The 23,379-nt window shown below is 64.9% G+C and carries 30 protein-coding genes and 1 tRNA gene; 27 read left to right on the forward strand and 4 right to left on the reverse strand.

Annotated features, from left to right (window positions below):
- Positions 1 to 3: 3 nt before the first annotated feature.
- Entirely contained in the window at positions 4 to 1,386 is a 1,383-nt protein-coding gene (gene hisD, locus CBY09_RS03600; RefSeq protein WP_094286508.1) for a histidinol dehydrogenase, read from the forward strand.
- Here the strand turns inward: hisD and CBY09_RS03605 are convergent.
- Positions 1,373 to 1,786 (reverse strand): DUF2917 domain-containing protein, encoded by a 414-nt coding sequence (locus CBY09_RS03605; protein ID WP_094286510.1) that lies wholly within the window; start codon positions 1,784 to 1,786, stop codon positions 1,373 to 1,375. The two genes, hisD and CBY09_RS03605, sit on opposite strands and share 14 nt — an antisense overlap.
- Before the next feature lie 152 nt (positions 1,787 to 1,938).
- On the opposite strand from CBY09_RS03605, the gene CBY09_RS03610 reads away from it, so the two are divergent.
- The 17 genes from CBY09_RS03610 to tatC all read left to right on the forward strand — a co-directional run bounded on the left by CBY09_RS03610 (position 1,939) and on the right by tatC (position 13,559).
- Entirely contained in the window at positions 1,939 to 3,387 is a 1,449-nt protein-coding gene (locus CBY09_RS03610) for an aminotransferase-like domain-containing protein (protein WP_094286512.1), read from the forward strand.
- 60 nt (positions 3,388 to 3,447) lie between these two features.
- Positions 3,448 to 3,672 carry a CopG family transcriptional regulator gene (locus CBY09_RS03615; protein WP_094286514.1) on the forward strand — a complete coding sequence of 75 codons (225 nt, stop codon included), beginning with the start codon at positions 3,448 to 3,450 and terminating at the stop codon, positions 3,670 to 3,672.
- A 14-nt stretch (positions 3,673 to 3,686) separates the two neighbouring features.
- Positions 3,687 to 4,139, forward strand: coding sequence for a PIN domain-containing protein (locus CBY09_RS03620; RefSeq protein WP_094286516.1), 453 nt, complete (start codon positions 3,687 to 3,689; stop codon positions 4,137 to 4,139).
- Positions 4,136 to 5,260: a histidinol-phosphate transaminase gene (gene hisC, locus CBY09_RS03625; protein ID WP_094286518.1), complete on the forward strand. Its 1,125-nt coding sequence runs from the start codon at positions 4,136 to 4,138 to the stop codon at positions 5,258 to 5,260. Before CBY09_RS03620 ends, hisC begins: the two co-directional genes overlap by 4 nt.
- A complete protein-coding gene (hisB, locus tag CBY09_RS03630; RefSeq protein ID WP_094286521.1) occupies positions 5,257 to 5,895 on the forward strand; it encodes an imidazoleglycerol-phosphate dehydratase HisB in 639 nt (212 codons plus the stop codon). Before hisC ends, hisB begins: the two co-directional genes overlap by 4 nt.
- A 52-nt stretch (positions 5,896 to 5,947) precedes the next feature.
- Positions 5,948 to 6,616 (forward strand): imidazole glycerol phosphate synthase subunit HisH, encoded by a 669-nt coding sequence (gene hisH, locus CBY09_RS03635; RefSeq protein WP_094286523.1) that lies wholly within the window; start codon positions 5,948 to 5,950, stop codon positions 6,614 to 6,616.
- Between the two features lie 82 nt (positions 6,617 to 6,698).
- Positions 6,699 to 7,439 (forward strand): 1-(5-phosphoribosyl)-5-[(5-phosphoribosylamino)methylideneamino]imidazole-4-carboxamide isomerase, encoded by a 741-nt coding sequence (gene hisA / locus CBY09_RS03640; protein WP_094287966.1) that lies wholly within the window; start codon positions 6,699 to 6,701, stop codon positions 7,437 to 7,439.
- A 41-nt stretch (positions 7,440 to 7,480) separates the two neighbouring features.
- On the forward strand, positions 7,481 to 8,260 hold the full coding sequence (gene hisF / locus CBY09_RS03645) for an imidazole glycerol phosphate synthase subunit HisF (RefSeq protein ID WP_094286525.1): 780 nt from the start codon (positions 7,481 to 7,483) through the stop codon (positions 8,258 to 8,260).
- The gene (locus tag CBY09_RS03650; RefSeq protein ID WP_094286527.1) at positions 8,260 to 8,838 is read left to right on the forward strand and encodes a hypothetical protein; all 579 of its coding nucleotides are present in this window, start codon (positions 8,260 to 8,262) and stop codon (positions 8,836 to 8,838) included. Before hisF ends, CBY09_RS03650 begins: the two co-directional genes overlap by 1 nt.
- Before the next feature lie 230 nt (positions 8,839 to 9,068).
- A complete protein-coding gene (hisI, locus tag CBY09_RS03655) occupies positions 9,069 to 9,467 on the forward strand; it encodes a phosphoribosyl-AMP cyclohydrolase (RefSeq protein ID WP_205734107.1) in 399 nt (132 codons plus the stop codon).
- Positions 9,468 to 9,472: 5 nt separating this feature from the next.
- Positions 9,473 to 9,871: a phosphoribosyl-ATP diphosphatase gene (locus tag CBY09_RS03660; RefSeq protein ID WP_094286530.1), complete on the forward strand. Its 399-nt coding sequence runs from the start codon at positions 9,473 to 9,475 to the stop codon at positions 9,869 to 9,871.
- Complete coding sequence (locus CBY09_RS03665; protein WP_094286532.1) at positions 9,868 to 10,254, forward strand: DUF4870 family protein; 387 nt, start codon at positions 9,868 to 9,870, stop codon at positions 10,252 to 10,254. The genes CBY09_RS03660 and CBY09_RS03665 overlap by 4 nt, the downstream gene beginning before the upstream one ends.
- Positions 10,247 to 11,296 carry a patatin-like phospholipase family protein gene (locus CBY09_RS03670; protein WP_094286534.1) on the forward strand — a complete coding sequence of 350 codons (1,050 nt, stop codon included), beginning with the start codon at positions 10,247 to 10,249 and terminating at the stop codon, positions 11,294 to 11,296. Before CBY09_RS03665 ends, CBY09_RS03670 begins: the two co-directional genes overlap by 8 nt.
- A 173-nt stretch (positions 11,297 to 11,469) precedes the next feature.
- Complete coding sequence (locus tag CBY09_RS03675; RefSeq protein ID WP_063459820.1) at positions 11,470 to 11,826, forward strand: histidine triad nucleotide-binding protein; 357 nt, start codon at positions 11,470 to 11,472, stop codon at positions 11,824 to 11,826.
- 106 nt (positions 11,827 to 11,932) lie between these two features.
- Positions 11,933 to 12,172 (forward strand): Sec-independent protein translocase subunit TatA, encoded by a 240-nt coding sequence (tatA, locus tag CBY09_RS03680; RefSeq protein WP_094286536.1) that lies wholly within the window; start codon positions 11,933 to 11,935, stop codon positions 12,170 to 12,172.
- 62 nt (positions 12,173 to 12,234) lie between these two features.
- Positions 12,235 to 12,696 (forward strand): Sec-independent protein translocase protein TatB, encoded by a 462-nt coding sequence (gene tatB / locus CBY09_RS03685; protein ID WP_094286538.1) that lies wholly within the window; start codon positions 12,235 to 12,237, stop codon positions 12,694 to 12,696.
- A 68-nt stretch (positions 12,697 to 12,764) separates the two neighbouring features.
- Positions 12,765 to 13,559, forward strand: a complete 795-nt coding sequence (gene tatC, locus CBY09_RS03690) for a twin-arginine translocase subunit TatC (RefSeq protein ID WP_094286540.1) — start codon at positions 12,765 to 12,767, stop codon at positions 13,557 to 13,559.
- 279 nt (positions 13,560 to 13,838) lie between these two features.
- On the opposite strand, the gene CBY09_RS03695 is transcribed toward tatC, so the two are convergent.
- Positions 13,839 to 14,990, reverse strand: coding sequence for a S1C family serine protease (locus tag CBY09_RS03695; RefSeq protein WP_094286542.1), 1,152 nt, complete (start codon positions 14,988 to 14,990; stop codon positions 13,839 to 13,841).
- Positions 14,991 to 15,128: 138 nt separating this feature from the next.
- Between CBY09_RS03695 and CBY09_RS03700 the strand changes: the two genes are divergently transcribed.
- A complete protein-coding gene (locus CBY09_RS03700; RefSeq protein ID WP_094286544.1) occupies positions 15,129 to 15,890 on the forward strand; it encodes a Nif3-like dinuclear metal center hexameric protein in 762 nt (253 codons plus the stop codon).
- Positions 15,891 to 16,012: 122 nt separating this feature from the next.
- The gene (gene pdxA, locus CBY09_RS03705; protein WP_094286546.1) at positions 16,013 to 17,041 is read left to right on the forward strand and encodes a 4-hydroxythreonine-4-phosphate dehydrogenase PdxA; all 1,029 of its coding nucleotides are present in this window, start codon (positions 16,013 to 16,015) and stop codon (positions 17,039 to 17,041) included.
- 180 nt (positions 17,042 to 17,221) lie between these two features.
- On the opposite strand, the gene mscL is transcribed toward pdxA, so the two are convergent.
- Positions 17,222 to 17,653, reverse strand: coding sequence for a large conductance mechanosensitive channel protein MscL (mscL, locus tag CBY09_RS03710; RefSeq protein ID WP_094286547.1), 432 nt, complete (start codon positions 17,651 to 17,653; stop codon positions 17,222 to 17,224).
- A 151-nt stretch (positions 17,654 to 17,804) separates the two neighbouring features.
- On the opposite strand from mscL, the gene petA reads away from it, so the two are divergent.
- The 6 genes from petA to CBY09_RS03740 all read left to right on the forward strand — a co-directional run bounded on the left by petA (position 17,805) and on the right by CBY09_RS03740 (position 22,036).
- On the forward strand, positions 17,805 to 18,404 hold the full coding sequence (gene petA, locus CBY09_RS03715) for a ubiquinol-cytochrome c reductase iron-sulfur subunit (protein WP_015012701.1): 600 nt from the start codon (positions 17,805 to 17,807) through the stop codon (positions 18,402 to 18,404).
- Positions 18,405 to 18,418: 14 nt separating this feature from the next.
- Positions 18,419 to 19,831, forward strand: coding sequence for a cytochrome b (locus CBY09_RS03720; RefSeq protein WP_094287968.1), 1,413 nt, complete (start codon positions 18,419 to 18,421; stop codon positions 19,829 to 19,831).
- Between the two features lie 17 nt (positions 19,832 to 19,848).
- On the forward strand, positions 19,849 to 20,610 hold the full coding sequence (locus CBY09_RS03725; RefSeq protein WP_094286549.1) for a cytochrome c1: 762 nt from the start codon (positions 19,849 to 19,851) through the stop codon (positions 20,608 to 20,610).
- Positions 20,611 to 20,720: 110 nt separating this feature from the next.
- The gene (locus CBY09_RS03730) at positions 20,721 to 21,332 is read left to right on the forward strand and encodes a glutathione S-transferase N-terminal domain-containing protein (RefSeq protein WP_005794209.1); all 612 of its coding nucleotides are present in this window, start codon (positions 20,721 to 20,723) and stop codon (positions 21,330 to 21,332) included.
- Positions 21,333 to 21,383: 51 nt separating this feature from the next.
- Positions 21,384 to 21,911: a ClpXP protease specificity-enhancing factor gene (locus tag CBY09_RS03735; RefSeq protein ID WP_094286551.1), complete on the forward strand. Its 528-nt coding sequence runs from the start codon at positions 21,384 to 21,386 to the stop codon at positions 21,909 to 21,911.
- A gap of 49 nt (positions 21,912 to 21,960) precedes the next feature.
- Positions 21,961 to 22,036: transfer RNA gene (locus CBY09_RS03740), tRNA-Thr, on the forward strand.
- A gap of 44 nt (positions 22,037 to 22,080) precedes the next feature.
- On the opposite strand, the gene CBY09_RS03745 is transcribed toward CBY09_RS03740, so the two are convergent.
- Positions 22,081 to 22,380 carry a hypothetical protein gene (locus CBY09_RS03745; protein WP_063459831.1) on the reverse strand — a complete coding sequence of 100 codons (300 nt, stop codon included), beginning with the start codon at positions 22,378 to 22,380 and terminating at the stop codon, positions 22,081 to 22,083.
- Positions 22,381 to 22,412: 32 nt separating this feature from the next.
- Between CBY09_RS03745 and CBY09_RS03750 the strand changes: the two genes are divergently transcribed.
- Entirely contained in the window at positions 22,413 to 23,375 is a 963-nt protein-coding gene (locus CBY09_RS03750; RefSeq protein WP_094286553.1) for a M23 family metallopeptidase, read from the forward strand.
- Positions 23,376 to 23,379: the final 4 nt, after the last annotated feature.

Raw genomic sequence — 23,379 nt, forward strand, 5'->3', positions numbered from 1 at the left:
ACTATGACTTTGGTAGCTGCTCCCGCCCGTCTGTCCACCGCTGCGGCCACTTTTGAGGCTGATTTTGCAGCCCGCCTGCACTGGTCTGCCGACACCGACGCGGCCATCGAGCAGCGCGTGGCCGACATCCTGGCCGACGTGCAAAAGCGCGGCGACGCGGCGGTGCTGGAGTACACGGCCCGCTTCGACGGCCTCAGCGCCCCCAGCATGGCAGCGCTGGAGCTGACCCAGGCCGACTTCAAGGCCGCCTTCGATGCCATTCCCCAGGCCCAGCGCGACGCGCTGCAGGCCGCTGCCAAGCGTGTGCGCAGCTACCACGAGGCGCAGAAAAAGGCCTCCGGCGAGAGCTGGAGCTACCGCGACGAAGACGGCACCTTGCTGGGCCAGAAGGTCACGCCGCTGGACCGCGTGGGCATCTACGTGCCCGGTGGCAAGGCCGCGTACCCCTCCAGCCTGCTGATGAACGCCATCCCGGCCCATGTGGCGGGCGTGCAGGAGATCATCATGGTGGTGCCCACGCCGGTGCGTGGCAGCGTGGCGACGGGGGGCTCGGGCGAGGGCACCTCGACCAAGGGCGAGCGCAACGAGCTGGTGCTGGCCGCCGCCTATGTGGCGGGCGTCACGCGCGCCTTCACCATCGGCGGCGCACAGGCCGTGGCCGCGCTGGCCTACGGCACGGCCACTGTACCCAAGGTGGACAAGATCACCGGCCCCGGCAATGCCTACGTGGCCAGCGCCAAGAAGCGCGTGTTCGGCACCGTGGGCATCGACATGATCGCGGGCCCGAGCGAAATCCTAGTGCTGGCCGACGGCTCCACGCCGCCCGACTGGGTAGCGATGGACCTTTTCAGCCAGGCAGAACACGACGAACTGGCCCAGAGCATCCTGCTGTGCCCCGACGCCGCCTACCTCAATGCCGTGCAGCGCGAGATCGACCGCCTGCTGCCCAGCATGCCGCGTGCCGAGATCATCGCCAAGAGCCTCACGGGCCGGGGCGCGCTGATCCTCACCAAAGACATGGAAGAAGCCTGTGCGATCAGCAACCGCATCGCACCCGAACACCTGGAAGTGAGCAGTACCGACCCGCACCGCTGGGAGCCGCTGTTGCGCCACGCGGGCGCGATCTTCCTGGGGGGCTACACCTCCGAAAGCCTGGGCGACTACTGTGCGGGCCCCAACCACGTGCTGCCCACCAGCGGCACGGCCCGCTTTTCGTCGCCGCTGGGTGTGTACGACTTCCAAAAGCGTAGTAGCCTCATCGAGGTGAGCGAGGCGGGCGCCCAGGTGCTGGGCACCATCGCCGCCGAGCTGGCCTATGGCGAGGGCCTGCAGGCGCACGCGCAGGCGGCCGAGATGCGGCTGACAACGCCCGTCAAGCCGCGCTGATCGCACCCCGGGGCAGGGCGCCCTGTGCGAGGGGCGTTGTCTTGGCCTGAGAGGCCGCAGTGGGCGCAGGCGGATAGGCGGCGCCTGCCACCGCCCGGTGCCGCGCCCAGCTCAGCCGCGCAGGCCGGTGGCCTTCGGCGCTCACGCGCAGCCGTACCGGGCCGGTGAACGACAGGCGCTGCCCGGCCTCCAGAAAATAATCCTCCAGCAGACCATCACAGGTCACCCAGACGCGGCCTTGTTCGACTTCGAGCAGGGCGATATCACCCGCGCGGAAGTCCAGCACCTGGACGGCCTGCAGTGGCGGCAGGGGCTGGCGCTTCCATTGCAGGGTGAGGGGCACCGCAGGCTGGGTGGGCAGCGTGGGCGACGGTGGGGTGGGGGTGTGCAGCGTGTTCATGCCTTCACTGTGCGGCCAGGGCGCGCGCGGCGCTACGGACAGGCATGCAGGACCTGGCCCAGTACAGAGAGGCTGTACTGCTCATCTGTACTGTATGGGCTGCATCTGCTCTGTACTGGCTGTTTGTTTGGTTGCCAGTACAGAATGCAGCCATGGCCACCGATGACGCTCTTCCGCTTTATCTTCAAATCGCCGAGCAGCTGGCGCAGCTGATCCGCAACGGCACGCTGGCGCGCGGCGAAAAGCTACCGTCGGTGCGCGAGCTGGCGCGCCAGCACGGCGTGGCGCAGACCACGGTGGTGCAGGCCTACCACTGGCTGGAGGATGCCCGCCTGATTACCGCGCGCCCGCGCTCCGGCTTTTTTGTGGCGGCGCGGCCGGTGAGCCTGCCCGAGCCCAGCACACCGCGCCCGATGCGCCGCCCGCGCGAGGTGTCGGTGGACTGGCTGGGCCAGCGCATCCTGGGCCGCAACCAGCCGGAGGACATGCTTTCGTTCAGCAGCGGCACACCGGGCCCCGAGTTGTTCAACCCCGACCGCGTGCGCCGCGCCGTGGTGCGTGCGGCCCAGCGCCACCGCAACCTGCTGTGCACCTACCCCAGCTCCGCGGGCCATGTGGATGCGCGCCGCGCCTTGGCGCGCTACGCCGTCAGCCTGGGCTGCAGCCTGGACCCCGAGAACATCGTGATCACTGGGGGCTGCATGGACAGCATTGCACTGTGCCTGCGCGCCGTCACGCAGCCGGGCGATGTGGTGGCGCTGGAGTCGCCCACGCATTTTTCGTTTCTGGAGGTGCTGCAGGGCCTGCACCTCAAGGCGCTGGAGATTCCCACCCACCCGCGCAACGGCCTCTCGCTGGATGCGCTGCAGCTGGCGCTGGACACCCAGCCGGTCAAGGCCGTGATGGTGGTGCCCACGCTCAGCAACCCGCTGGGCAGCTGCATGCCCCAGGCCGAGCGCAAGCGCCTGGCGCAGATGGCGGCGCGGCACGGCATGGCGGTGATCGAGGACGCGATCTACAACGACCTGGCGGAGGTGGACGAGATGCGCCGTACCGTCAAGTCCTACGACACCACGGGCCATGTGATGCTGTGTGATTCGTTCTCCAAGACGCTGGCGCCGGGCCTGCGCCTGGGCTGGCTGGAGGCGGGCCGCTGGACCGACAAGGTGCGCGCCATCAAGGACCTGCAGGCGGGCGGGCAGTCGGCCGTGCTGGAACTGGCCCTGGCTGACCTCATCACCCAGGCAGGCCATGCCGCCGCCATGCGCCAGCTGCATGTGGGTGTGGCGGCCCGCATGGACGAGGCGCGCCGGGTGATTGCCGCGCATTTCCCGCAGGGCACGCGCGTGAGCGACCCGCCCGGCGGCCTGCTGCTGTGGCTGGAGCTGCCCCGTGCGCTCGATTCGGTGCAACTGCACGAGGCCTGCCTGGCCCGGCAGATCCTGATCGCACCCGGCACGGTGTTCAGCACCAGCGGGCGCTTTCGCAACTGCCTGCGCATTGGCGTGGGCGGCGACTGGTCGCCCGCGCATCTGGAGGCGCTGCGCACCGTGGGCGACATGGCCACGCGCATGCTGCGGGGGCAGCGGCAGGCTGCCTGACCTTTCTTGAAGAATAAACACGAAGTTCGTGTTTCACGAACTTCGTGTAATATGACTCCCATGAAAAACGTCACCGTGACCATGGACGACGCCGTAGCCGAATGGGTGCGCGTGGAAGCCGCCAGGCGCGGCAGCAGCGTGTCCCGCCTGCTCGGTGAATGGCTGGCCGAAAAAATGCGCCAGGAAGACGCCTACGCCCAAGCCATGCGCGAGGCGCTGGGGTTTGAATCCTGGGGCACGTCCAGCGGGCCCTATGTGCCGCGCGAAACCCTGTTTCTGCGCTGAACGGGGCATAACGCATGGCCACCGCCCCCATCTTTGTCGATACCGAAATCCTGCTCGCCAGCGTGGACGACCGCGATGCCGAGCGTCAGGCGCGGGCGCGTGAGTGGATCAGCTTTTGCTGGCAGACGCGCAGCGGCCGCATCAGCTCGCAGGTGCTCAACGAGCTGTACAACCAGGCCATCCAGCGTTTTGACGGCCCGCAGGTGCTGCAGCAGGTGCGCGCCCAGGTGCGCCGCCTGCGCGTGTGGTTGCCGCCCCACCTCGACTCCTACACCGTGGACGGCGCCTGGGACCTGCAGGACCGCTACCGCCTGAGTTACTGGGATGCGCTCATCCTCTCGTCTGCCCACCAGCAGGGCTGCCGCTACCTGCTGACCGAGGCGCTGCCACACGACCAGCCACTGGACGCCGTGCGGCCGATCAACCCTTTCCTTGTCACCCCCAACGAACTGGACACCGCCGAATGACCAACGCCGCTCCATCTTCCCCGCTTCAAGCCCTGGCCCGCATCCGCCCCGATGTACGCGCCATGCACGCCTACGCCGTGCAGCCCTCCACCGGCATGCTCAAGATGGACGCGATGGAGAACCCGTTCCGCCTGCCTGCACACCTGCAGGCTGCGCTGGGCCAGCGTCTGGGTGGGGTGGCACTCAACCGCTACCCTGGCGACCGCCTGCTGGACCTGAAGGCGGCGCTCGCAAAGTACGCTGGCATGCCAGAGGGCTATGGCATCGTGCTGGGCAATGGCTCCGATGAACTCATCACCCTGCTGGCCCTGGCTTGCGCCCAGCCTGGCACCGGCCAACGCGCCACCATGCTCGCGCCCATGCCCGGCTTCGTGATGTACCCGCTGTCTGCGCAGCTGCAGGGGCTGGACTTTGTCGGCGTGCCGCTCACGCCCGACTTCGAGCTGGATGAGCCCGCCATGCTGGCCGCCATCGCGCAGCACAACCCCGCTATCACCTACATCGCCTACCCCAACAACCCCACGGCCACGCTGTGGGATGAGGGCGCAGTGCAGCGCATCATCGACGCCGCGGGCGCTCAGGGCGGCATCGTGGTCATGGACGAGGCCTACCAGCCCTTTGCCAGCCGCACCTGGATCGACCGCATGCGCGCCGAGCCCGCGCGCAACGCGCACGTGCTGCTCATGCGCACGCTCAGCAAGTTTGGCCTGGCAGGCGTGCGCCTGGGCTACCTCATCGGGCCGTCGGCGTTCGTGAGCGAGATCGACAAGGTGCGCCCGCCCTACAACGTGAGCGTGCTCAACTGCGAGGCCGCGCTGTTTGCACTGGAGCATGCCGACGTGTTTGCCGCCCAGGCGGCCGAAATCCGTGCCGAGCGTACCCAGGTGATCGCAGCCCTGCGCCAGATGCCCGGCGTCGAAAAATGCTGGGACAGCGAGGCCAACATGATCCTCATCCGCGTGGCGGATTCCGCCAAGGCGTACGAGGGTATGAAAACCCGCAAGGTCCTCGTCAAGAACGTTTCTACAATGCACCCATTGCTGGCCAACTGCCTGCGCCTCACGGTAGGCGCCGCCTCCGACAACGCGCAGATGCTGGCCGCCCTGCAAGCCTCCCTATGACTTCCTCTGCACTCGTCCCCTCCGCTCCATCGGCCGACCCGATGGCCGACCGCATCGCCGAGGTCAGCCGCAACACCGCTGAGACGCGCATCAGCGTGCGTATCAACCTCGACGGCACCGGCCAGGCCAAGCTGCACACCGGCATCGGCTTCTTCGACCACATGCTCGACCAGATCGCCCGCCACGGGTTGATCGACCTCGACATCGACTGCGAGGGCGACCTGCACATCGACGGCCACCACACGGTGGAAGACGTGGGCATCACCCTGGGCCAGGCGTTTGCACGTGCCGTGGGCGACAAGAAGGGCATCCGCCGCTACGGCCATGCCTACGTGCCGCTGGACGAAGCACTGTCGCGCGTGGTGGTCGACTTCTCGGGCCGCCCGGGCCTGCACATGGACGTGAAATTCACAGCGGGCAGCATCGGCCAGCTCGACACGCAGCTGGTCTACGAGTTCTTCCAGGGTTTTGTGAACCACGCGGGCGTGACGTTGCACATCGACAACCTCAAGGGCGTCAATGCCCACCACCAGTGCGAGACGATCTTCAAGGCCTTCGGGCGCACGCTGCGCGCGGCGCTGGAACGCGACCCGCGCTCGGCCGGTGTCATCCCGTCCACCAAGGGTTCCTTGTGATTTTTATGCATCAAATCGGGCCTCTGCGCCTGATGGGTAAGCGCTAGCAGCTATGAATATGGAAGCAAAAACAGTGGTCGTCGTGGACTACGGCATGGGCAACCTGCGCTCGGTGTCGCAGGCTGTGCAGGCCGCCGCCCAGGGCACGGGCTGGACGGTGCGGGTTACACAGCGCTCGGAAGACGTGCGCGCCGCAGCACGCGTGGTGCTGCCCGGCCAGGGCGCGATGCCCGACTGCATGCGCGAGCTGCGCGAGTCCGGCCTGCAGGAATCGGTGCTTGAAGCCGCTGCCAGCAAGCCCCTTTTTGGTGTGTGTGTGGGCATGCAGATGCTGCTGGACCACAGTGCCGAAGGCGACACCCCAGGCCTCTCCCTGATCCCTGGCGACGTGCGCAAGTTCGACCTGGCGGGCCGTACCCAGGCTGATGGCAGCCGCTTCAAGGTGCCCCAGATGGGCTGGAACCAGGTGCGGCAGATAGAACACGCGGGGGCTGTGCACCCCGTGTGGGCCGGTGTGCCCGACAACAGCTACTTCTACTTTGTGCACAGCTTCTATGCCGTGCCGCAAAACCCCGCCCACTGTGCGGGGCAGGCAGACTACGGCGGTGTTTTCGCTGCGGCCATTGCACGCGATAATATTTTTGCGACGCAATTCCACCCGGAGAAAAGCGCGGAACATGGCCTGGCCCTGTACCGCAACTTTCTGCACTGGAATCCCTGATTCTTTTCTTCTCCACCTTTCCTCCTCAACCACCCCGTTCGGGCAGCGCCGAGATTTGGCCGATCCCCTGAACCCCACCACCATGCTGCTCATCCCCGCCATCGACCTCAAAGACGGCCACTGCGTACGCCTCAAGCAAGGCGATATGGACCAATCCACCACCTTTGGCGAAGACCCCGCCGCCATGGCGCGCAAGTGGGTGGATGCGGGCGCACGCCGCCTGCATCTGGTGGACCTCAATGGCGCCTTCGCGGGCACGCCCAAGAATTACGGCGCCATCAAGTCCATCCTGAAAGAGGTGGGCGACGACATCCCCGTGCAGCTGGGTGGCGGTATCCGCGACCTGGACACCATCGAGAAGTACATCGACGGCGGCCTGCGCTACGTGATCATCGGCACGGCAGCCGTGAAGAACCCCGGCTTCTTGAAGGACGCCTGCAGCGCCTTCGGCGGCCACATCATCGTGGGCCTGGACGCCAAGGAAGGCAAGGTCGCCACCGACGGCTGGAGCAAGCTCACCGGCCACGAAGTCGTGGACCTGGCCAAGAAGTTCGAGGACTGGGGCGTTGAATCCATCATCTACACCGACATTGGCCGCGACGGCATGCTCTCGGGCATCAACATCGACGCCACCGTCAAGCTGGCCCAGGCGCTGACCATCCCCGTGATCGCCTCGGGCGGCCTGTCGAACATGGCTGACATCGAGCAGCTGTGCGCGGTGGAAGGTGAGGGCGTCGAAGGCGTGATCTGCGGCCGCGCGATTTACAGTGGCGACCTGGACTTTGCAGCTGCGCAAGCGCGGGCTGACGAGTTGAATGGGTAACAACCCCCGGGGCGGCAGCGCCGCCCCATTGGACATCTGACATGCTTGCCAAACGCATCATTCCCTGCCTCGACGTCACCGGAGGCCGCGTGGTCAAGGGCGTCAACTTTGTCGAACTGCGCGACGCGGGCGACCCGGTCGAGATCGCTGCGCGGTACAACGCGCAGGGCGCCGACGAACTCACGTTTCTCGACATCACCGCCACCAGCGATGGCCGCGACCTGATCCTGCACATCATCGAGGCCGTGGCCAGCCAGGTGTTCATTCCCCTGACCGTGGGCGGCGGCGTGCGCACCGTGGAAGATGTGCGCAGGTTGCTCAACGCGGGTGCCGACAAGACCAGCTTCAACTCGGCCGCCATTGCCAACCCCGACCTGATCAACGCCGTGTCGGCCAAGTATGGCGCGCAGTGCATCGTGGTCGCCATCGACGCCAAGCGCCGCCAGGGCGACGACCTGGCCGCGCGCGGCGAGGGCTGGGATGTGTACAGCCACGGCGGTCGCAAGAACACCGGCCTGGACGCCATTGCCTGGGCCACCGAAATGGCGCGCCGGGGTGCGGGCGAAATCCTGCTGACCAGCATGGACCGTGACGGCACCAAGTCCGGCTTTGACCTGGCCCTGACGCGCGCCGTGAGCGATGCCGTGAGCGTGCCCGTGATCGCTTCGGGCGGCGTGGGCAACCTCGACCACTTGGCCGATGGCGTGCAGCAGGGCGGGGCGGATGCGGTGCTGGCCGCCAGCATCTTCCACTACGGCGAATACACGGTGGGCCAGGCCAAGGCCCGCATGGCCGAGCGCGGTATCCCCGTACGGCTGTGATGGCTGTTCCGTTCGCAGGCCTGCGCCGGCTGCTGACGGTGGCGTTGGCTGGCGCGGCCACGGCGCTGCCTGCTGCGGCCCAGGTGCCACCCCCGTCGTACGCGAGCTTTTCCGAGCGCCTGCCTTGTGTGCACCGCATTGGCCGGTGTTTTGACGCCACCATCGGCGGCAAGCCGGTGGAGGTGATTGCCGACAAGGCCGAATTCGACAAGCTCAAGGCCCTGCTGCAAACGCTCAACAGCAATGTGCGCGATGTGCACTGGGTCGTGCGCGACCCCGTGCCGGGCGCCCAGGCGCTGGACGTGGCAACCCGCGCCACCACCCTGGGCCTGCCCCATGTGGGGGACGAGAAGGAAGAGCCCGACGTGATCGTCTATGCCCTGGATGGCCAGGACCTGGAGAGCGAGTCGGAACTGGTGGCGAATTCCAGCGTGCGCATCAATGGCCAGCCGGTGGTGACGCAGCGGGAAACCCTCACGCAGGACTTCCTGCCCCCGGGCCGCTACGCCTTCGCCATCAAGTACCTGGGCCGCAAGAACTGGGACCGCAAGTGGGTCTTCCTGACGGTCGCGCGGTGAGTGAGGAAAATCGGCTTCTCCGCGCTCTGGGTAAGCGTTTATAGCTATTGTTTTTGAGTGGATGTGCGGCAGGCAGCGCGGCAGCGCCAAGGGCCGCGTACCCACAGCCCGGTGGATTTCTATTGCTCATTTTTTAGTAGCTGCTTGCGCATGGTGGTCGCGCCCAAAGGGCCAAAATGACCTCAAACCCGCACCCTGGGCGCACGGGCTCTCCAGGCAAATCGCCGACAATCCCCGCCATGAACTGGCTCAACGAAGTGAAATGGGATGCGCAGGGCCTGGTGCCCGTGATTGCGCAAGAGCAGGGCACGGGCGACGTGCTGATGTTTGCCTGGATGAACCGCGAAGCACTCGAAAAAACGGCCGAACTCGGCCGCGCCGTGTACTTCAGCCGCTCGCGCGGCAAGCTGTGGTTCAAGGGCGAAGAGTCGGGCCATGTGCAGACGGTGCATGAGATCCGCCTCGACTGCGACAACGACGTGGTGCTGCTCAAGGTCACCCAGCTCGGCCACGAACCCGGCATTGCCTGCCACACCGGCCGCCACAGCTGCTTTTTCAGTGTGCTCAAGGACGGCGCCTGGACGCCGGTCGATCTGGTCTTGAAAGACCCCGAATCCATCTACAAGTAAGCACCATGAGTTCCAACGATTCCCTCGCCCCCGCGTCGCAAGATGCGCTCGCGCGTTTGGCCGCCGTCATTGAAAGCCGCAAGCCGGCCAACGGTGGCGACCCCGAGAAGAGCTATGTCTCGCGCCTGCTGCACAAAGGGCCGGACGCGTTCCTCAAGAAGATCGGCGAAGAGGCCACCGAGGTGGTGATGGCGGCGAAGGACGTGGACCATGGTGCGGACAAGTCCACGCTGGTGTACGAGGTGGCCGACCTGTGGTTCCACTCCATGGTGGCGCTGGCCCACTACGGCCTCGCGCCCGCCGATGTGCTGGCCGAGCTGGAGCGCCGCGAAGGCACCAGCGGCATTGAGGAAAAAGCCTTGCGCAAGGCGGATGCGCGTGCCAGCCAGGAGGGTTCTTCATGAGCGATATCGTCGATGTGCAGACCAACGACCAGAAGGCCCAGAGCCTCAAGAACATCGGCTGGGTCAGCTATGTGCTGCACCTCATCGTGGCCGTGGGGGCGGTGCTGCCGGGTACGCAGGCCAGCGCACTGCTGCTGGTGATTGCGCTGGTGATCGATCTGGTCAAGCGCGGTGATGCCGAGGGCACCTGGCAAGCCAATCATTTTTCGTGGCGCATTCGCTCGACGATCTGGGTGGGCGTGCTGTACATCGTGACTGCGCCCCTGTGGCTGCTGCTGATTGCGCCGGGCTGGATTGCCTGGGGCATTATTTCGCTGTGGTTCCTGTACCGCATCGTGCGCGGAATGCTGGCCATGAGCAACAACCGGGCGGTCGATGCCTGAAGCCCCCGCAGTGCCGCTGTCGCGCCTGAACCTGGCCTTGCAGGGCGGTGGTTCGCACGGCGCGCTGACCTGGGGCGTGCTGGACGCGCTGCTCGAAGACGGGCAGTGGCACTTTGACGGCGTGAGCGGTACCAGCGCTGGCGCCATGAATGCCGTGGCCCTGGCATACGGTTTTGCCAAAGCCGCCAAGGAGCACAAAGACCCGCAAGAGGCGCACCAGGCCGGTTGCCAGCAGGCGCGCGATACCCTCACCCGCCTGTGGGAGGGGGTGGGCACGCTGGGCAGCCTGATGTGGGGCTCGCCCCTGTCGGCCGCCAACCCGATGATGGGGCTGATGCGCCAGTGGCTCTCGCCCTACCAGACCAATCCGCTCGATATCAACCCGCTGCGCCGCTTGCTGGAGCGCGAGGTGGACTTTGACCTGCTGTGCTCCGAGCGCCGCGCCATCACTGCTGCGGGTGGGCCCAAGGTGTTTGTCTGCGCCACCAATGTGCGCACCGGGCGCGGCGAGATCTTCTCGGGCCCCCGCCTCAGCGCCGATGCGGTGATGGCCTCGGCCTGCCTGCCGCTGCTGTTCAAGGCGGTGGAGATCGACGGCCAGCACTATTGGGACGGCGGTTATTCAGGCAACCCGGCGCTGCACCCGCTGATCTACCAGACCGAAACCTCCGACATCCTGCTGGTGCAGATCAACCCCATCGAGCACCTGGAGCTGCCCCATTCCGGCCCCGAGATCATGGAGCGCATGAACGAGGTCACCTTCAACGCCAGCCTGCTGGCCGAGATGCGCGCCATCGAGTTCGTGCGCCGTCTGTTGGCCGAGGGCAAGCTGGACCCGCGCCGCTACAAGAGCGTGCGCATGCACCGCATCGACGGCGGTGCCGTGCTCGCGCCCTTTGGGGCCGACAGCAAGACCCGCGCGGACCTGCCTTTTGTGCGCAAACTGTTCGCCCTGGGCCGCACGGCGGGCCAGGAATGGCTGCAGGCGCACCGCAAGGACGTGGGCGTGCGGCCCACCATCAAGATCGCTGAAAATGCGTGATGCTCCCCCTGAGTCGCTGCGCGCCTTCCCCCTCGCCTTCGGGAGGGGGAAGGCGCCCGTGGCCTGGCAAAGCCAGTTCCACGGTGGCGCTGGCTTGGGGCGCGCCGGTTGCGACGGCTTTGGGTGGTGAGAAGCGGCCGGTGAACCATTAACTTCGTTCTGACATTTTTCCCATGCACGATCCGAACTGCCTCTTCTGCAAAATCATCGCGGGCCAGATTCCCTCGAAGAAGGTCTATGAGGACGAAGAAATCTTCGCCTTCCACGACATCCACCCCTGGGCGCCGGTGCACTTTCTGATGGTCCCCAAGCTGCATATCCCTTCGATGGCCCAGGTCACTGCCGAGCATGCGGGCGTGCTGGGGCGCATGATGGCGCTGGCCCCGAAGCTGGCGCTGGAACAAGGCTGCAACCCGTACCCCGAGGGTGGCTTTCGCGTCGTGGTAAACACGGGTCTGGAAGGCGGGCAGGAAATCCACCACCTGCACATTCATGTGATGGGCGGCCCCCGTCCGTGGCTCAAAGGCTGACCCAGACTGACGGCGCAAGCCGGTAGTTTCCCGCTGGGGAGCGCGTGCGCCGAACTCCGGTCACAGCCCCCGTCTAAAATGGTTGCAATTCGTTAGGAGATATTCCATGGGCTCTTTTTCCATCTGGCACTGGCTGATCGTGCTGCTGATCGTTGTGATGGTGTTCGGCACCAAGAAGCTCAAGAACATGGGCTCCGACCTTGGGGGCGCCGTCAAGGGCTTCAAGGACGGCATGAAGGACGGTTCTTCCTCCGACACCGCCGCAACGCCCCCGGCCGGCCAGGTGGCCAACAGCCAGGCCGCCGACAAGACCACCATCGATGTCGAAGCCAAGCAAAAAAGCTGAGCCGGTGTGTCTGCTGACCTGCACACGCTGCACTTTGCCTTGCCTTTGCGCCTGATCCATCCATGATTGATATCGGCCTGTCCAAGATGGCGCTGATCGGCGCCGTGGCGCTGATCGTCATCGGCCCCGAAAAGCTGCCGCGCGTGGCCCGCACCGTGGGCACGCTGCTGGGCAAGGCCCAGCGCTATGTGTCCGACGTGAAGGCCGAGGTCAACCGCTCCATGGAGCTGGACGAACTCAAGAAGATGAAGGACACGGTGGAGAACGCGGCGCGTGATGTGCACAACTCCATCCAGACCAGCGCCAGCGAGTTCGAGAAGGACTGGGCCGAAGCCACCGACACGGCCAGCGCGGCCCTGAACGAGCAGACCACCGTGGTGCCTGCCTACAAGCACCCGGGCAAGAACTGGCGCCTCAAGCGCGGCGCTGTGCCCCAGTGGTACAAGGCCAAAAGTGGTGTGCGCACCAAGGCGCAGTCGGGCGCTGCGCGCGTGGCCCGCTTCCGTCCCCAGAAATTCCATTGACGATGGCGCCGCGCGGCCCCCTGTGCGCGGCGCTGCATGGGCGCCCGGTGCGCCCCTGAAAACCCACCATGTCCGACACCCCCACCAAAGAAGACGAACTGGCCGGCACAGAGCAGCCGTTTGTGCAGCACCTGATGGAGCTGCGCGACCGGCTGGTCAAGGCGATCATCGCCATCGCCATTGCGGCGGCGATCCTGTTCTTCTTCCCCGGCCCCGGCGCGCTCTATGACTTCCTGGCGGCGCCCCTGGTGGCGCACCTGCCCAAGGGGGCCACGCTGATCGCCACCTCGGTGATTTCGCCGTTCATGGTGCCGCTCAAGATCTTGCTGATGTCGGCCTTCTTGCTGGCGCTGCCGTTTGTGCTGTGGCAGGTGTGGGCCTTTGTGGCGCCCGGCCTGTACTCGCACGAGAAGAAGCTGGTGCTGCCGTTGGTGATCTCCAGCACATTGCTGTTCTTCGTCGGCGTTGCGTTCTGCTACTACCTCGTGTTTGGCCAGGTGTTCGCGTTCATCCAGAGCTTTGCGCCCAAGAGCATCACGGCTGCGCCTGATATCGAGGCCTACCTGAGCTTTGTGCTCTCGATGTTCCTGGCCTTTGGTCTGGCGTTCGAGGTGCCGATCGCTGTGGTGGTGCTGGCCCGCATGGGCGTGGTCAGCGTGCAGAAGCTGCGCGAGTTCCGCGGCTACTTCATCGTGATCGCGTTTGTGATCGCCGCCATCGTCACGCCGCCCGATGTGGTGTCGCAGCTGTCGCTGGCCATCCCCATGTGCATCCTGTACGAGGTGGGCATCTGGGCCGCGCAGATCTTCATCAAGCACACCAAGGCGCCGGAAGAAGCGGAAGAGTCCGCATCGGCTTCCTGATTCTTTCCCTGGCTTTCTGAAGCGTTTGTTCGTGCTGGCGGCGCGCAATGCACCAGCGGGGCAGGGCCATCAACAACGAGAGAGGCTGGTCTGCGCGTCTTGTGCGATTTTGTGGCCAGTTTTATGGGTGAAATTGGCTGCTTCCGCCCATCCATAAACGACTAAATGCTATATTTTATATAGCGTTTGCGCGCGCTGATGGTATGGCTGTGACCACCTGTGCGACGGTGGGCGCCTTGGCGCGAAGCGAGCCCGAGGGCCCGCCCGCCACCTCTCCGTTTACCGCCGGATGTTCCGCTGCTGCGGCCGGGGGCGCACGCCGGGGTTGATGCTGAGCTCCACCAGCTTGTCCCCCCGCTGCACATTGAAGGCCGAACTGGTACCCGGCTTGAGGGCGGCCACGGCGCTCAGCAGCTCGGACACATTGCCCACGTTCTTGCCGTCCACCCGCACGATCACATCGCCGGGCCGCATGCCGGCCTGGGCGGCGGGGCCGTCCTGCAGCACGCCGGTGATGATCACGCCCTCGGTGGCCTTCTTCACGCCAAAGGTTTCGGCCAGCTCGGGCGAGAGCTCGTTGGGCTCCACACCGATCCAGCCGCGTGTGACCTGGCCGTCCTTCACGATGCCGTCGAGCACCATGCGCGCCGTGGACACCGGAATGGCAAAGCCAATGCCCATGCTGCCGCCCGAGCGCGAGTAGATCGCGGTGTTGATGCCCATGAGGTTGCCGTTCACGTCCACCAGCGCGCCGCCCGAGTTGCCGGGGTTGATGGCCGCGTCGGTCTGGATGAAGTTCTCGAAGGTGTTGATGCCCAGCTGGCTGCGGCCCAGCGCGCTCACGATGCCGCTGGTCACGGTCTGGCCCACGCCGAAGGGGTTGCCGATGGCCAGCACCTGGTCGCCCACGTCCAGGCCGTCGGAATTGCCCAGCACGATCACGGGCAGCTTGTCGAGTTCGATCTTGAGGATGGCCAGATCGGTGTCGGGGTCGGTGCCGATCACGCGCGCACGGGCGCGGCGGCTGTCGGTGAGGGTGACTTCAATCTCGTCAGCACCCTCGACCACATGGTTGTTGGTGAGGATGTAGCCATCGGGGCTCACGATCACGCCGCTGCCCAGGCCTGCCTGGGCCTGGCTGCCCTGGTCGCCAAAGAAGAACTGGAACCAGGGGTCGTTGCTGCGCGGGTGGCGCACTTCCTTGCTGGTGTTGATGCTGACCACAGCGGGCGCGGCCTTGCGCGCTGCAGCACTGAAGCTGCCCGCTGCGGGCTGGGAGGGCGGCGTGGCGGGCGCTTCCAGCAGCGCAATACCGGCCCCGGAGCGTGTGGTGCCCCGGCCCAGCCAGTCGGGTTGCAGGGTGGCAACAACAAAATAGGCCGCAACGAACACCGTCACGGTCTGGGAAAACAGCAGCCAGAGTCGTTTCATGAAATTCACGTCCCGATGAACGTACAGGTGGTGGGTAGGGAGGGGCCGAGGGTGCTTGCACCAGGGCGGCGCCAGGCCGTCTCCCTGGACGGCATTGTCCCCCATGTGGGGGCATGGGCTGCGCGCGACAATAGCGGCATGAGCATTTCACGCCACCAACTTTTGCAGGCATTCGACGGCCTGCTGCAGCCCGAACGCTTCAAGGACTACGGCCCCAACGGCCTGCAGGTCGAGGGCAAGGCCGAGATTCAGCGCGTGGTGAGCGGCGTGACCGCCAGCCGTGCCCTGATCGAGGCTGCGATCGCCGCCCGCGCAGACGCCATCTTTGTGCACCACGGCTTGTTCTGGCGTGGGCAGGATGGCCGCATCACGGGCTGGATGAAGCAGCGGCTGCAACTGCTGCTGGCGCACGACATCAACCTGTTTGCCTACCACCTGCCGCTGGATGCCCATGCCGAACTGGGCAACAACGCGCAACTGGGCCGCGTGCTGGGTTTTGCAGCCGATGCGCGGTTTGGCGAACAGGACCTGGGCTTCTCCGCCCCAGCGGTTTTTGACGACGGCCAGGCCCTGGCCGACCATGTGGCGCAGGCGCTGGGCCGCGCTGTGACGCTGGTGCAGCCCGAGCCGGACGGCGCTCAGCGGCCCATCCGCCGGGTAACCTGGTGCACAGGGGGCGCCCAGGGGTACTTCGAGTCGGCGATTGCAGCAGGTGCCGATGCCTTCATCACCGGCGAAATCTCCGAACCCCAGGCCCACCTGGCGCGCGAGATGGGTGTGAGCTTCATTGCCGCCGGGCACCATGCCACCGAGCGCTACGGTGCCCCTGCCGTGGCCGCCCATGTGGCGGCGCAGTGCGGTCTGGAGCACCAGTTCATCGAAATCGACAACCCTGCGTAGGCGCTCGCCCCGCCCTGTACCCCCTGTCGGTGCGATACGCTGTGCGGGGTGCTTGCTCACATATTAATAGCTGCTCAGGCTTGCTGATAGCGCGGTAGCGGCACAAAAAGCTTCAAAAAACCATGCACACCATCGCCATCACCCAGGGAGACCCCGCCGGTATCGGGCCCGAGATCGTGGCCAAGGCCTTCCGGGACGCGCCCGAGCTGCTACGCCATTGTTTTGTGGTGGGCGACGTGGCCACGCTGCGGCGTGCGGCCCAGGCCATTGCGCGGCCGGGTGTCGGGGGCTTGCCGGTGGCGCAGATCAGTGCGCCACACGAAGCGCTGGCCATGCCCCCGCGCTGCGTGCCCGTGCTGCCGGTGCCGGGCATCCCCGGCTCCCAACCCTGGGGGCAGGTCAGTGCTGCAGCAGGCCGGGCCGCAGCCGACGCGGTGGTCTGGGCGGCCCGCGCGGCCTTGCGCGGCGAGGTGGCGGCGTTGGTCACCGCGCCCCTGCACAAGGAGGCGTTGTCTGCTGCGGGCGTGGATTTTCCGGGGCACACCGAGCTGCTGCAGGCCGAGGCCGCCGCCCACCAGGGCGTGCCGCTGGCCCGCATGCCCGTGCGCATGATGCTGGCCAACGACGAACTGCGCACCGTGTTGGTCAGCATCCATGTGTCGCTGCGCGACGCGATTGCGGCGGTGACGCAGGACAACGTGCTGCAGACGCTGCAGATCACCCATGCCGCGCTGTTGCGCAGCCTGGGCCGCGTGCCGCGCATGGCAGTGGCCGGGCTCAATCCCCATGCGGGCGAGGGCGGCCTGTTTGGCCGCGAGGAACTGGAGGTGATCGCCCCGGCCATCGCAGCTGCGCGCGCCCAGGGGCTCGATGTGCATGGCCCGTTTGCGCCCGACACGGTGTTCATGCGCGCGCGCAACACGCCGCAGCGTGTGGGCGAATTCGATGTGGTGATCGCCATGTACCACGACCAGGGGCTGATCCCGGTGAAGTACCTGGGCGTGGACAAGGGGGTGAATGTGACGCTGGGGCTGCCCCTGGTGCGCACCAGTCCCGACCACGGCACGGCCTTTGACATTGCGGGGCAGGGCGTTGCTGATGCGGCCAGCCTCATCGAGGCGGTGCGCATGGCGCGCCAACTGTCCGCTTAGCGCTTCAGCACCTGTTTTGCAGTGACCCATGGGCGGCCAGCCGCATGCAGCCTATGCCACTGGCGCGGCCAAGGCGAGTGCCCCCGCGCAAGGGCCGCCCCGTCGCGCCGGGGGCATCCCCCTCCCGAATCGCGCAGCGAGTCGAGAGAGGGGGAAGGCGCGAAGCGACTCAGGGGGTGTTTACTTCTTCAAGCTGTCCCGGATCTCGCGCAGCAGCACGATGTCCTCTGCGGGAGCGGCGGGTGCTTCGGGAGCAGGGGCGGGGGTTTCGCGCTTGAGGCGGTTGATCTGCTTGATCATCATGAAGATGATGAACGCCAGGATCAGGAAGTTGACGGCCACCGTCAAAAAGTTGCCATAGGCAAACACCGGCACGCCGGCTTTCTTGAGCGCATCCAGCGTGGTGCCCGTGCCCGGCGGAATCGTGCCCAGCACTACAAACAGGTTGGAAAAATCCAGCTTGCCGAACACCAGGCCCACCACCGGCATGATGAGGTCGGACACCACCGAATCCACAATCTTGCCGAAGGCGCCGCCGATGATGACGCCCACGGCGAGGTCCACCACATTGCCCTTGACCGCGAATTCCCTGAACTCTTGCATCATCCCCATGTTGTTGCTCCTTGTATGAACGGATGTTGATGCGGGAGTATTGCTCAGCTCAATGGGCTGTCAAGACAGGCGGTCGCGTTGAAATAACCATTTTCACTCCGCTACAATTCGCGGTTGACCCCAATCTAGCGATGATCAATCGAGGATCCCCATGAGTGACACTCCAATCGACTCCAGCAAGCGGACGTGGATCATCACGTCAGCATGTGCTGGTGCGGTGGGCGGCGTGGCAACTGCCGTCCCTTTCGTGAGTACCTTCCAGCCCTCCGAGCGCGCAAAAGCCGCCGGGGCTGCGGTAGAGGTGGATATCTCCGCCCTCAAGCCGGGAGAAAAAGTCACCGTGGAGTGGCGCGGCAAGCCCGTCTGGATCATCAAGCGCACCCCCGAACAGCTGGCCGAGTTGCCCAAGCTCGACGGCCAGCTGGCTGACCCCAAGTCCGAACGCAAGCCGTCCGAACTCACCCCGGAGTACGCCCGCAACGAAGCGCGCTCCATCAAGCCCGAGATTTTTGTGGGTGTGGGCATCTGCTCGCACTTGGGTTGCTCGCCCTCCGATAAGTTCCAGCCCGGTGCCCAGCCTTCGCTGCCCGACGACTGGAAGGGCGGCTTCCTGTGCCCTTGCCATGGCTCCACGTTTGACATGGCTGGCCGCGTCTTCAAGAACAAGCCCGCACCCGACAACCTCGAAGTGCCCCCCCATATGTACTTGTCCGATACGCGCCTGCTGATCGGTGAAGACAAGAAGGCTTGAAGGAGCACGACGACATGGCTGAATTCAAGGAAATCTCTCCCAACGCCTCGGCGGGCGCCAAGGTCACGAACTGGTTCGAGAACCGCTTCCCGACCGCGTTCGACGCCTACAAGGTGCACATGTCGGAGTACTACGCTCCGAAGAACTTCAATTTCTGGTACATCTTCGGCTCGCTGGCATTGGTCGTGCTGGTGATCCAGATCGTGACGGGCATCTTCCTGGTCATGCACTACAAGCCCGACGCCAACCTGGCGTTTGCTTCGGTCGAGTACATCATGCGCGATGTACCCTGGGGCTGGCTGATCCGCTACATGCACTCCACAGGCGCCTCCGCGTTCTTTGTGGTGGTGTACCTGCACATGTTCCGTGGCCTCATTTACGGCAGCTACCGCAAGCCGCGCGAGCTGGTCTGGATTTTCGGCTGCGCCATCTTCCTGTGCCTGATGGCCGAGGCTTTCATGGGCTACCTGCTGCCTTGGGGCCAGATGTCCTACTGGGGCGCCCAGGTGATCGTGAACCTGTTTGCCGCCATCCCCTTCATCGGCCCCGACTTGGCGCTGCTGATCCGTGGCGACTACGTGGTGGGCGATGCGACGCTGAACCGCTTCTTCAGCTTCCACGTGATCGCCGTGCCACTGGTGCTGCTTGGCCTGGTGGTGGCGCACTTGCTGGCGCTGCACGATGTGGGTTCCAACAACCCCGATGGCGTGGAAATCAAGGGCCCCAAGGCGCCCAAGGATGCCAATGGCAAGCCGCTGGATGGCGTGCCTTTCCATCCCTACTACACGGTGCATGACATCTTCGCGCTGAGCATGTTCCTGATGGCATTCACGGCCGTGGTGTTCTTTGCACCCGAGTTCGGTGGCTACTTCCTCGAATACAACAATTTCATCCCTGCGGACCCGCTCAAGACCCCCGCGCACATTGCCCCGGTCTGGTACTTCACGCCTTTCTATTCGATGCTGCGTGCCATCACCACCGAGATGATGTACGTGCTCGTGCTGTGCGTTGTCGCTGGCGCTGGTTTCGGCGTGCTCAAGGCCAAACTGCCCAGCTTCGTGAAGGCGGGCATCGCCGGTGCGGCCGTGGTGGTCATCGCCATGATGCTGTCCATCGACGCCAAGTTCTGGGGTGTGGTGGTGATGGGTGGTGCTGTGGTCATCCTGTTCTTCCTGCCCTGGCTGGATCACAGCCCCGTCAAGTCGATCCGCTATCGTCCTGACTGGCACAAATACCTGTATGGCATCTTCGTGATCATCTTCCTGATCCTGGGCTACCTCGGTGTGCAGCCACCATCGCCGATTGGCGAGCGTGTGTCGCAAGTGGGAACGCTGTTTTATTTCGGCTTCTTCCTGCTGATGCCCTGGTGGAGCCGCATCGGCGAAGCCAAGCCCGTGCCCGACCGCGTGACCTTTGTGGCGCACTGAGCCTGGAGACAACAACAATGAAGAAAATCATCCTCACGTTGATCGCCGCTGTAGGCTTGGTCGCTGGTGCAGCCCATGCTGCTGGTGGCGACACCATCGCCTGGGACAAGGCGCCCAACAAGACCAATGACCTGGCTTCGCTGCAAAACGGTGCCAAGGTGTTCGTCAACTACTGCTTGAACTGCCACTCGGCAGCCTTCATGCGCTTCAACCGCCTGCGCGACATCGGTTTGACCGAGCAGCAGATCAAGGACAACCTGCTGTTCACGACTGACAAGGTCGGCGAAACCATGAAGGCTTCCATCGATCCCAAGCAGGCCAAGGAATGGTTTGGTGCCAACCCGCCTGACCTGACCGTGATCGCACGTTCGCGCGCCGGCCACGGCGGCACGGGTGCCGACTACCTCTACACCTTCCTGCGTACCTTCTACCGCGACGAAACCAAGGCCACGGGCTGGAACAACCTGGCCTTCCCAAGCGTGGGCATGCCCCATGTGCTGTGGGAAATGCAGGGTGACCGCCGTCCCGTGTTTGAAGAGCGCGAGAGCCACGGCCACAAGACCCAGGTCTTCAAGGGCTGGGAGCAGATCAAGCCCGGTACGATGACCCCGCTGCAGTTCGACCAGACCGTGGGTGATCTGGTGAACTATCTGCAATGGATGGGCGAACCTGCCCAAAACACTCGCGTCCGAGTGGGCGTGTGGGTGCTGATCTTCCTGGGTGTTTTCACCGTCATTGCCTGGAGGCTGAACGCAGCCTTCTGGAAGGATGTGAAGTAAACAGCACGAGCCGCAAATCCTTGACAAGGCGCCCCCCGGGGTGCCGCTGGATTGTTTGCAGAGTGGGCGCTTTGGGCTCCCACTCTTTTGATTTTTAGGAGCCTCCCACCATGATGGTGCTTTACTCGGGTACGACCTGTCCCTTCTCCCACCGCTGCCGCTTTGTCCTGTTTGAAAAGGGCATGGACTTTGAAATCCGCGATGTGGACCTGTACAACAAGCCCGAAGACATCAGCGTGATGAATCCGTATGGCCAGGTGCCTATCCTGGTCGAGCGGGACCTGATCCTGTATGAGTCGAACATCATCAACGAGTACATCGACGAGCGCTTCCCCCATCCGCAGCTGATGCCTGGCGACCCGGTGGACCGTGCCCGCGTGCGCCTGTTCCTGCTGAACTTCGAGAAAGAGTTGTTCGTGCATGTGAACACGCTCGAATCGCGTGCGACCAAGGGCAACGAAAAGGCCCTGGAGAAGGCCCGCGCCCACATCCGCGACCGCCTCACGCAACTGGCCCCGGTGTTCCTCAAGAACAAGTACATGCTGGGTGACAACTTCTCCATGCTGGACGTGGCCATCGCCCCGCTGCTGTGGCGCCTGGACTACTACGGCATCGATCTGTCGAAAAATGCGGCGCCGCTGCTCAAGTACGCCGAGCGCATCTTCTCGCGTCCGGCCTACATCGAGGCGCTGACGCCTTCCGAGAAGGTCATGCGCAAGTAATCTGCGGCCTGCCTACTTCCTTTTCTACCCACGCAGCAGCCATCCATTGACATGACCGCACAGGAATCGACCTCCACGCGCCCTTATCTCATTCGTGCCCTGTACGAGTGGTGCACGGACAACGGGCTCACGCCCTATGTGGCCGTGCGCGTGGACGACTCCGTGCAGGTGCCGCGCGAGTATGTGAAGGATGGTGAGATTGTCCTGAACATCAGTTTTGATGCCACGAGCGCGCTGCAGCTGGGCAATGATTTCATTGAGTTCAAGGCCCGCTTCGGTGGCAAGCCCCGTGAAATCCTGGTGCCTGTGGGCCGGGTGATCGCGATCTATGCCCGTGAAAATGGCCAGGGCATGGCCTTCCCTCCGCCGGTGGATATGTTGGCGGGTGGGGATGTTTCCCCCGTGCTCGCATCGGCGCCTGTGCCAGCGGGTCCTGCGGCTGCAGCGACCGCATCGCCAGAGGACCGGGTGGTTCAGCTGGTGGGCAGTGACGATGGCGCCAAGGATGACGGGGGCGATGCCCCCAGGCCACCCCCGGCAGCGGGCGGTGGACGTCCCTCCCTCAAGCGCGTCAAGTAGCGCTGCTTTCGATTTTGAGGTGGCATTTACAGGATAGAATGCCGCCTTCGCCGGTTTAGCTCAGTTGGTAGAGCACCCGCCTTGTAAGCGGTAGGTCGTCAGTTCGATTCCGACAACCGGCACCATTTTTCTTGCTTTCTTCTGCATTCCCTGGTTCTGGCGGCCGCCGTCAGGTTTGAACTTTCAGGCGAATCGCGTTAACCTCCCACCCCCGACTGCGCAGATGCGCCTGCAACGCAGGCAGCAGTTGGCGTATTTTTGCCGCTGCGGCATTGCTCTTGACCAGCAGGCACCAGCTGTCTCCATCGATGGGGCCGGCCTGGATGGCTGGACGCAAGGTTGCAGGTATCAGCAATTCAATGGCCTTGAGCCGATCACTGGAGTCGCGTGTCAGTGCTGTAAGCCTGGCCAGCGTGGGGGATTCCGCGCTGGCTTGCTGCACGGTGACAGCGTGGTGGCGGCGATTCATGGTGTGGCGTCTTCGGGCGTGGGGAATTCGTAGTGCATTTGATTATCACGGACGCCCGGCTGGCGCGCAGCAGGGCCATTCATCTGTCCGGCACCCGTCTGCTCTTGGCGGGCTTGGCGCTGTCGTTGTGCCTCATGCTGGTGGCGGCCACGCTGTACCACTGGGTTTTTCTGAAGGGCGCGCGCGAAGGCTGGCCGATTGTCGGCTCCCTGGTGCGGCTGGTGGTCAAGGACGAGTTTGCGGAACGCGACCGCTTCATGCGCGCCAATCTGGATGCCATGGCGCGCCGCGTGGGCGAGATGCAGGCCCGCATGGTGCAACTGGAGTCGCTGGGGGAGCGTGTGCTGGGCCTGGCGGGCATGGCACCCGGGGATATCCAGAAGGCTGACGCACGCGGCGGAGCGCTGGTGAGCGCCCACAACCTGTCCATGGAAGAGCTGCAAACCACCCTTGACGAGCTGGAGCGGCTAACCAACCAGCGAGTGGACTTGATGACGGTGCTCGAATCCCGTTTGTTCGACCAGCACATCCGCAAGAAGATGGTGCCGACCCATGCACCGGTCACCGGGCGGTCTGCGGGATCGGGCTTTGGCTGGCGCCTGGACCCGATCACCGGCCAGTCGGCCCTGCACACCGGGCTGGATTTTCAGGCCGACACGGGAACGCCTATTCTGGCGGCTGCAGGGGGGGTCGTCGTGACGCAGGAGTACCACCCCGCTTACGGCAACATGATCGAGGTGGACCATGGCAACCAGCTGGTGACGCGTTATGCCCATGCCTCCCGTACCCTGGTGAAGCAAGGGGACATCGTGCGCCGGGGGCAGAAGATTGCAGAAATCGGGACGACCGGACGTTCCACGGGACCCCATCTGCATTTCGAAGTGCTCGTGCAAGGGGTTTTTCAGGATCCTCAGAAGTTCCTGAGCGCAGGGGGCACCACGACCAATGCGCAGGTGGCGGCTGCGCAAGGGGCTGCCCCCACACCGGGCAGGTAAAATC

The organism is Acidovorax kalamii, from assembly GCF_002245625.1.
In the GTDB taxonomy this organism is placed as follows: domain Bacteria; phylum Pseudomonadota; class Gammaproteobacteria; order Burkholderiales; family Burkholderiaceae_C; genus Acidovorax; species Acidovorax kalamii.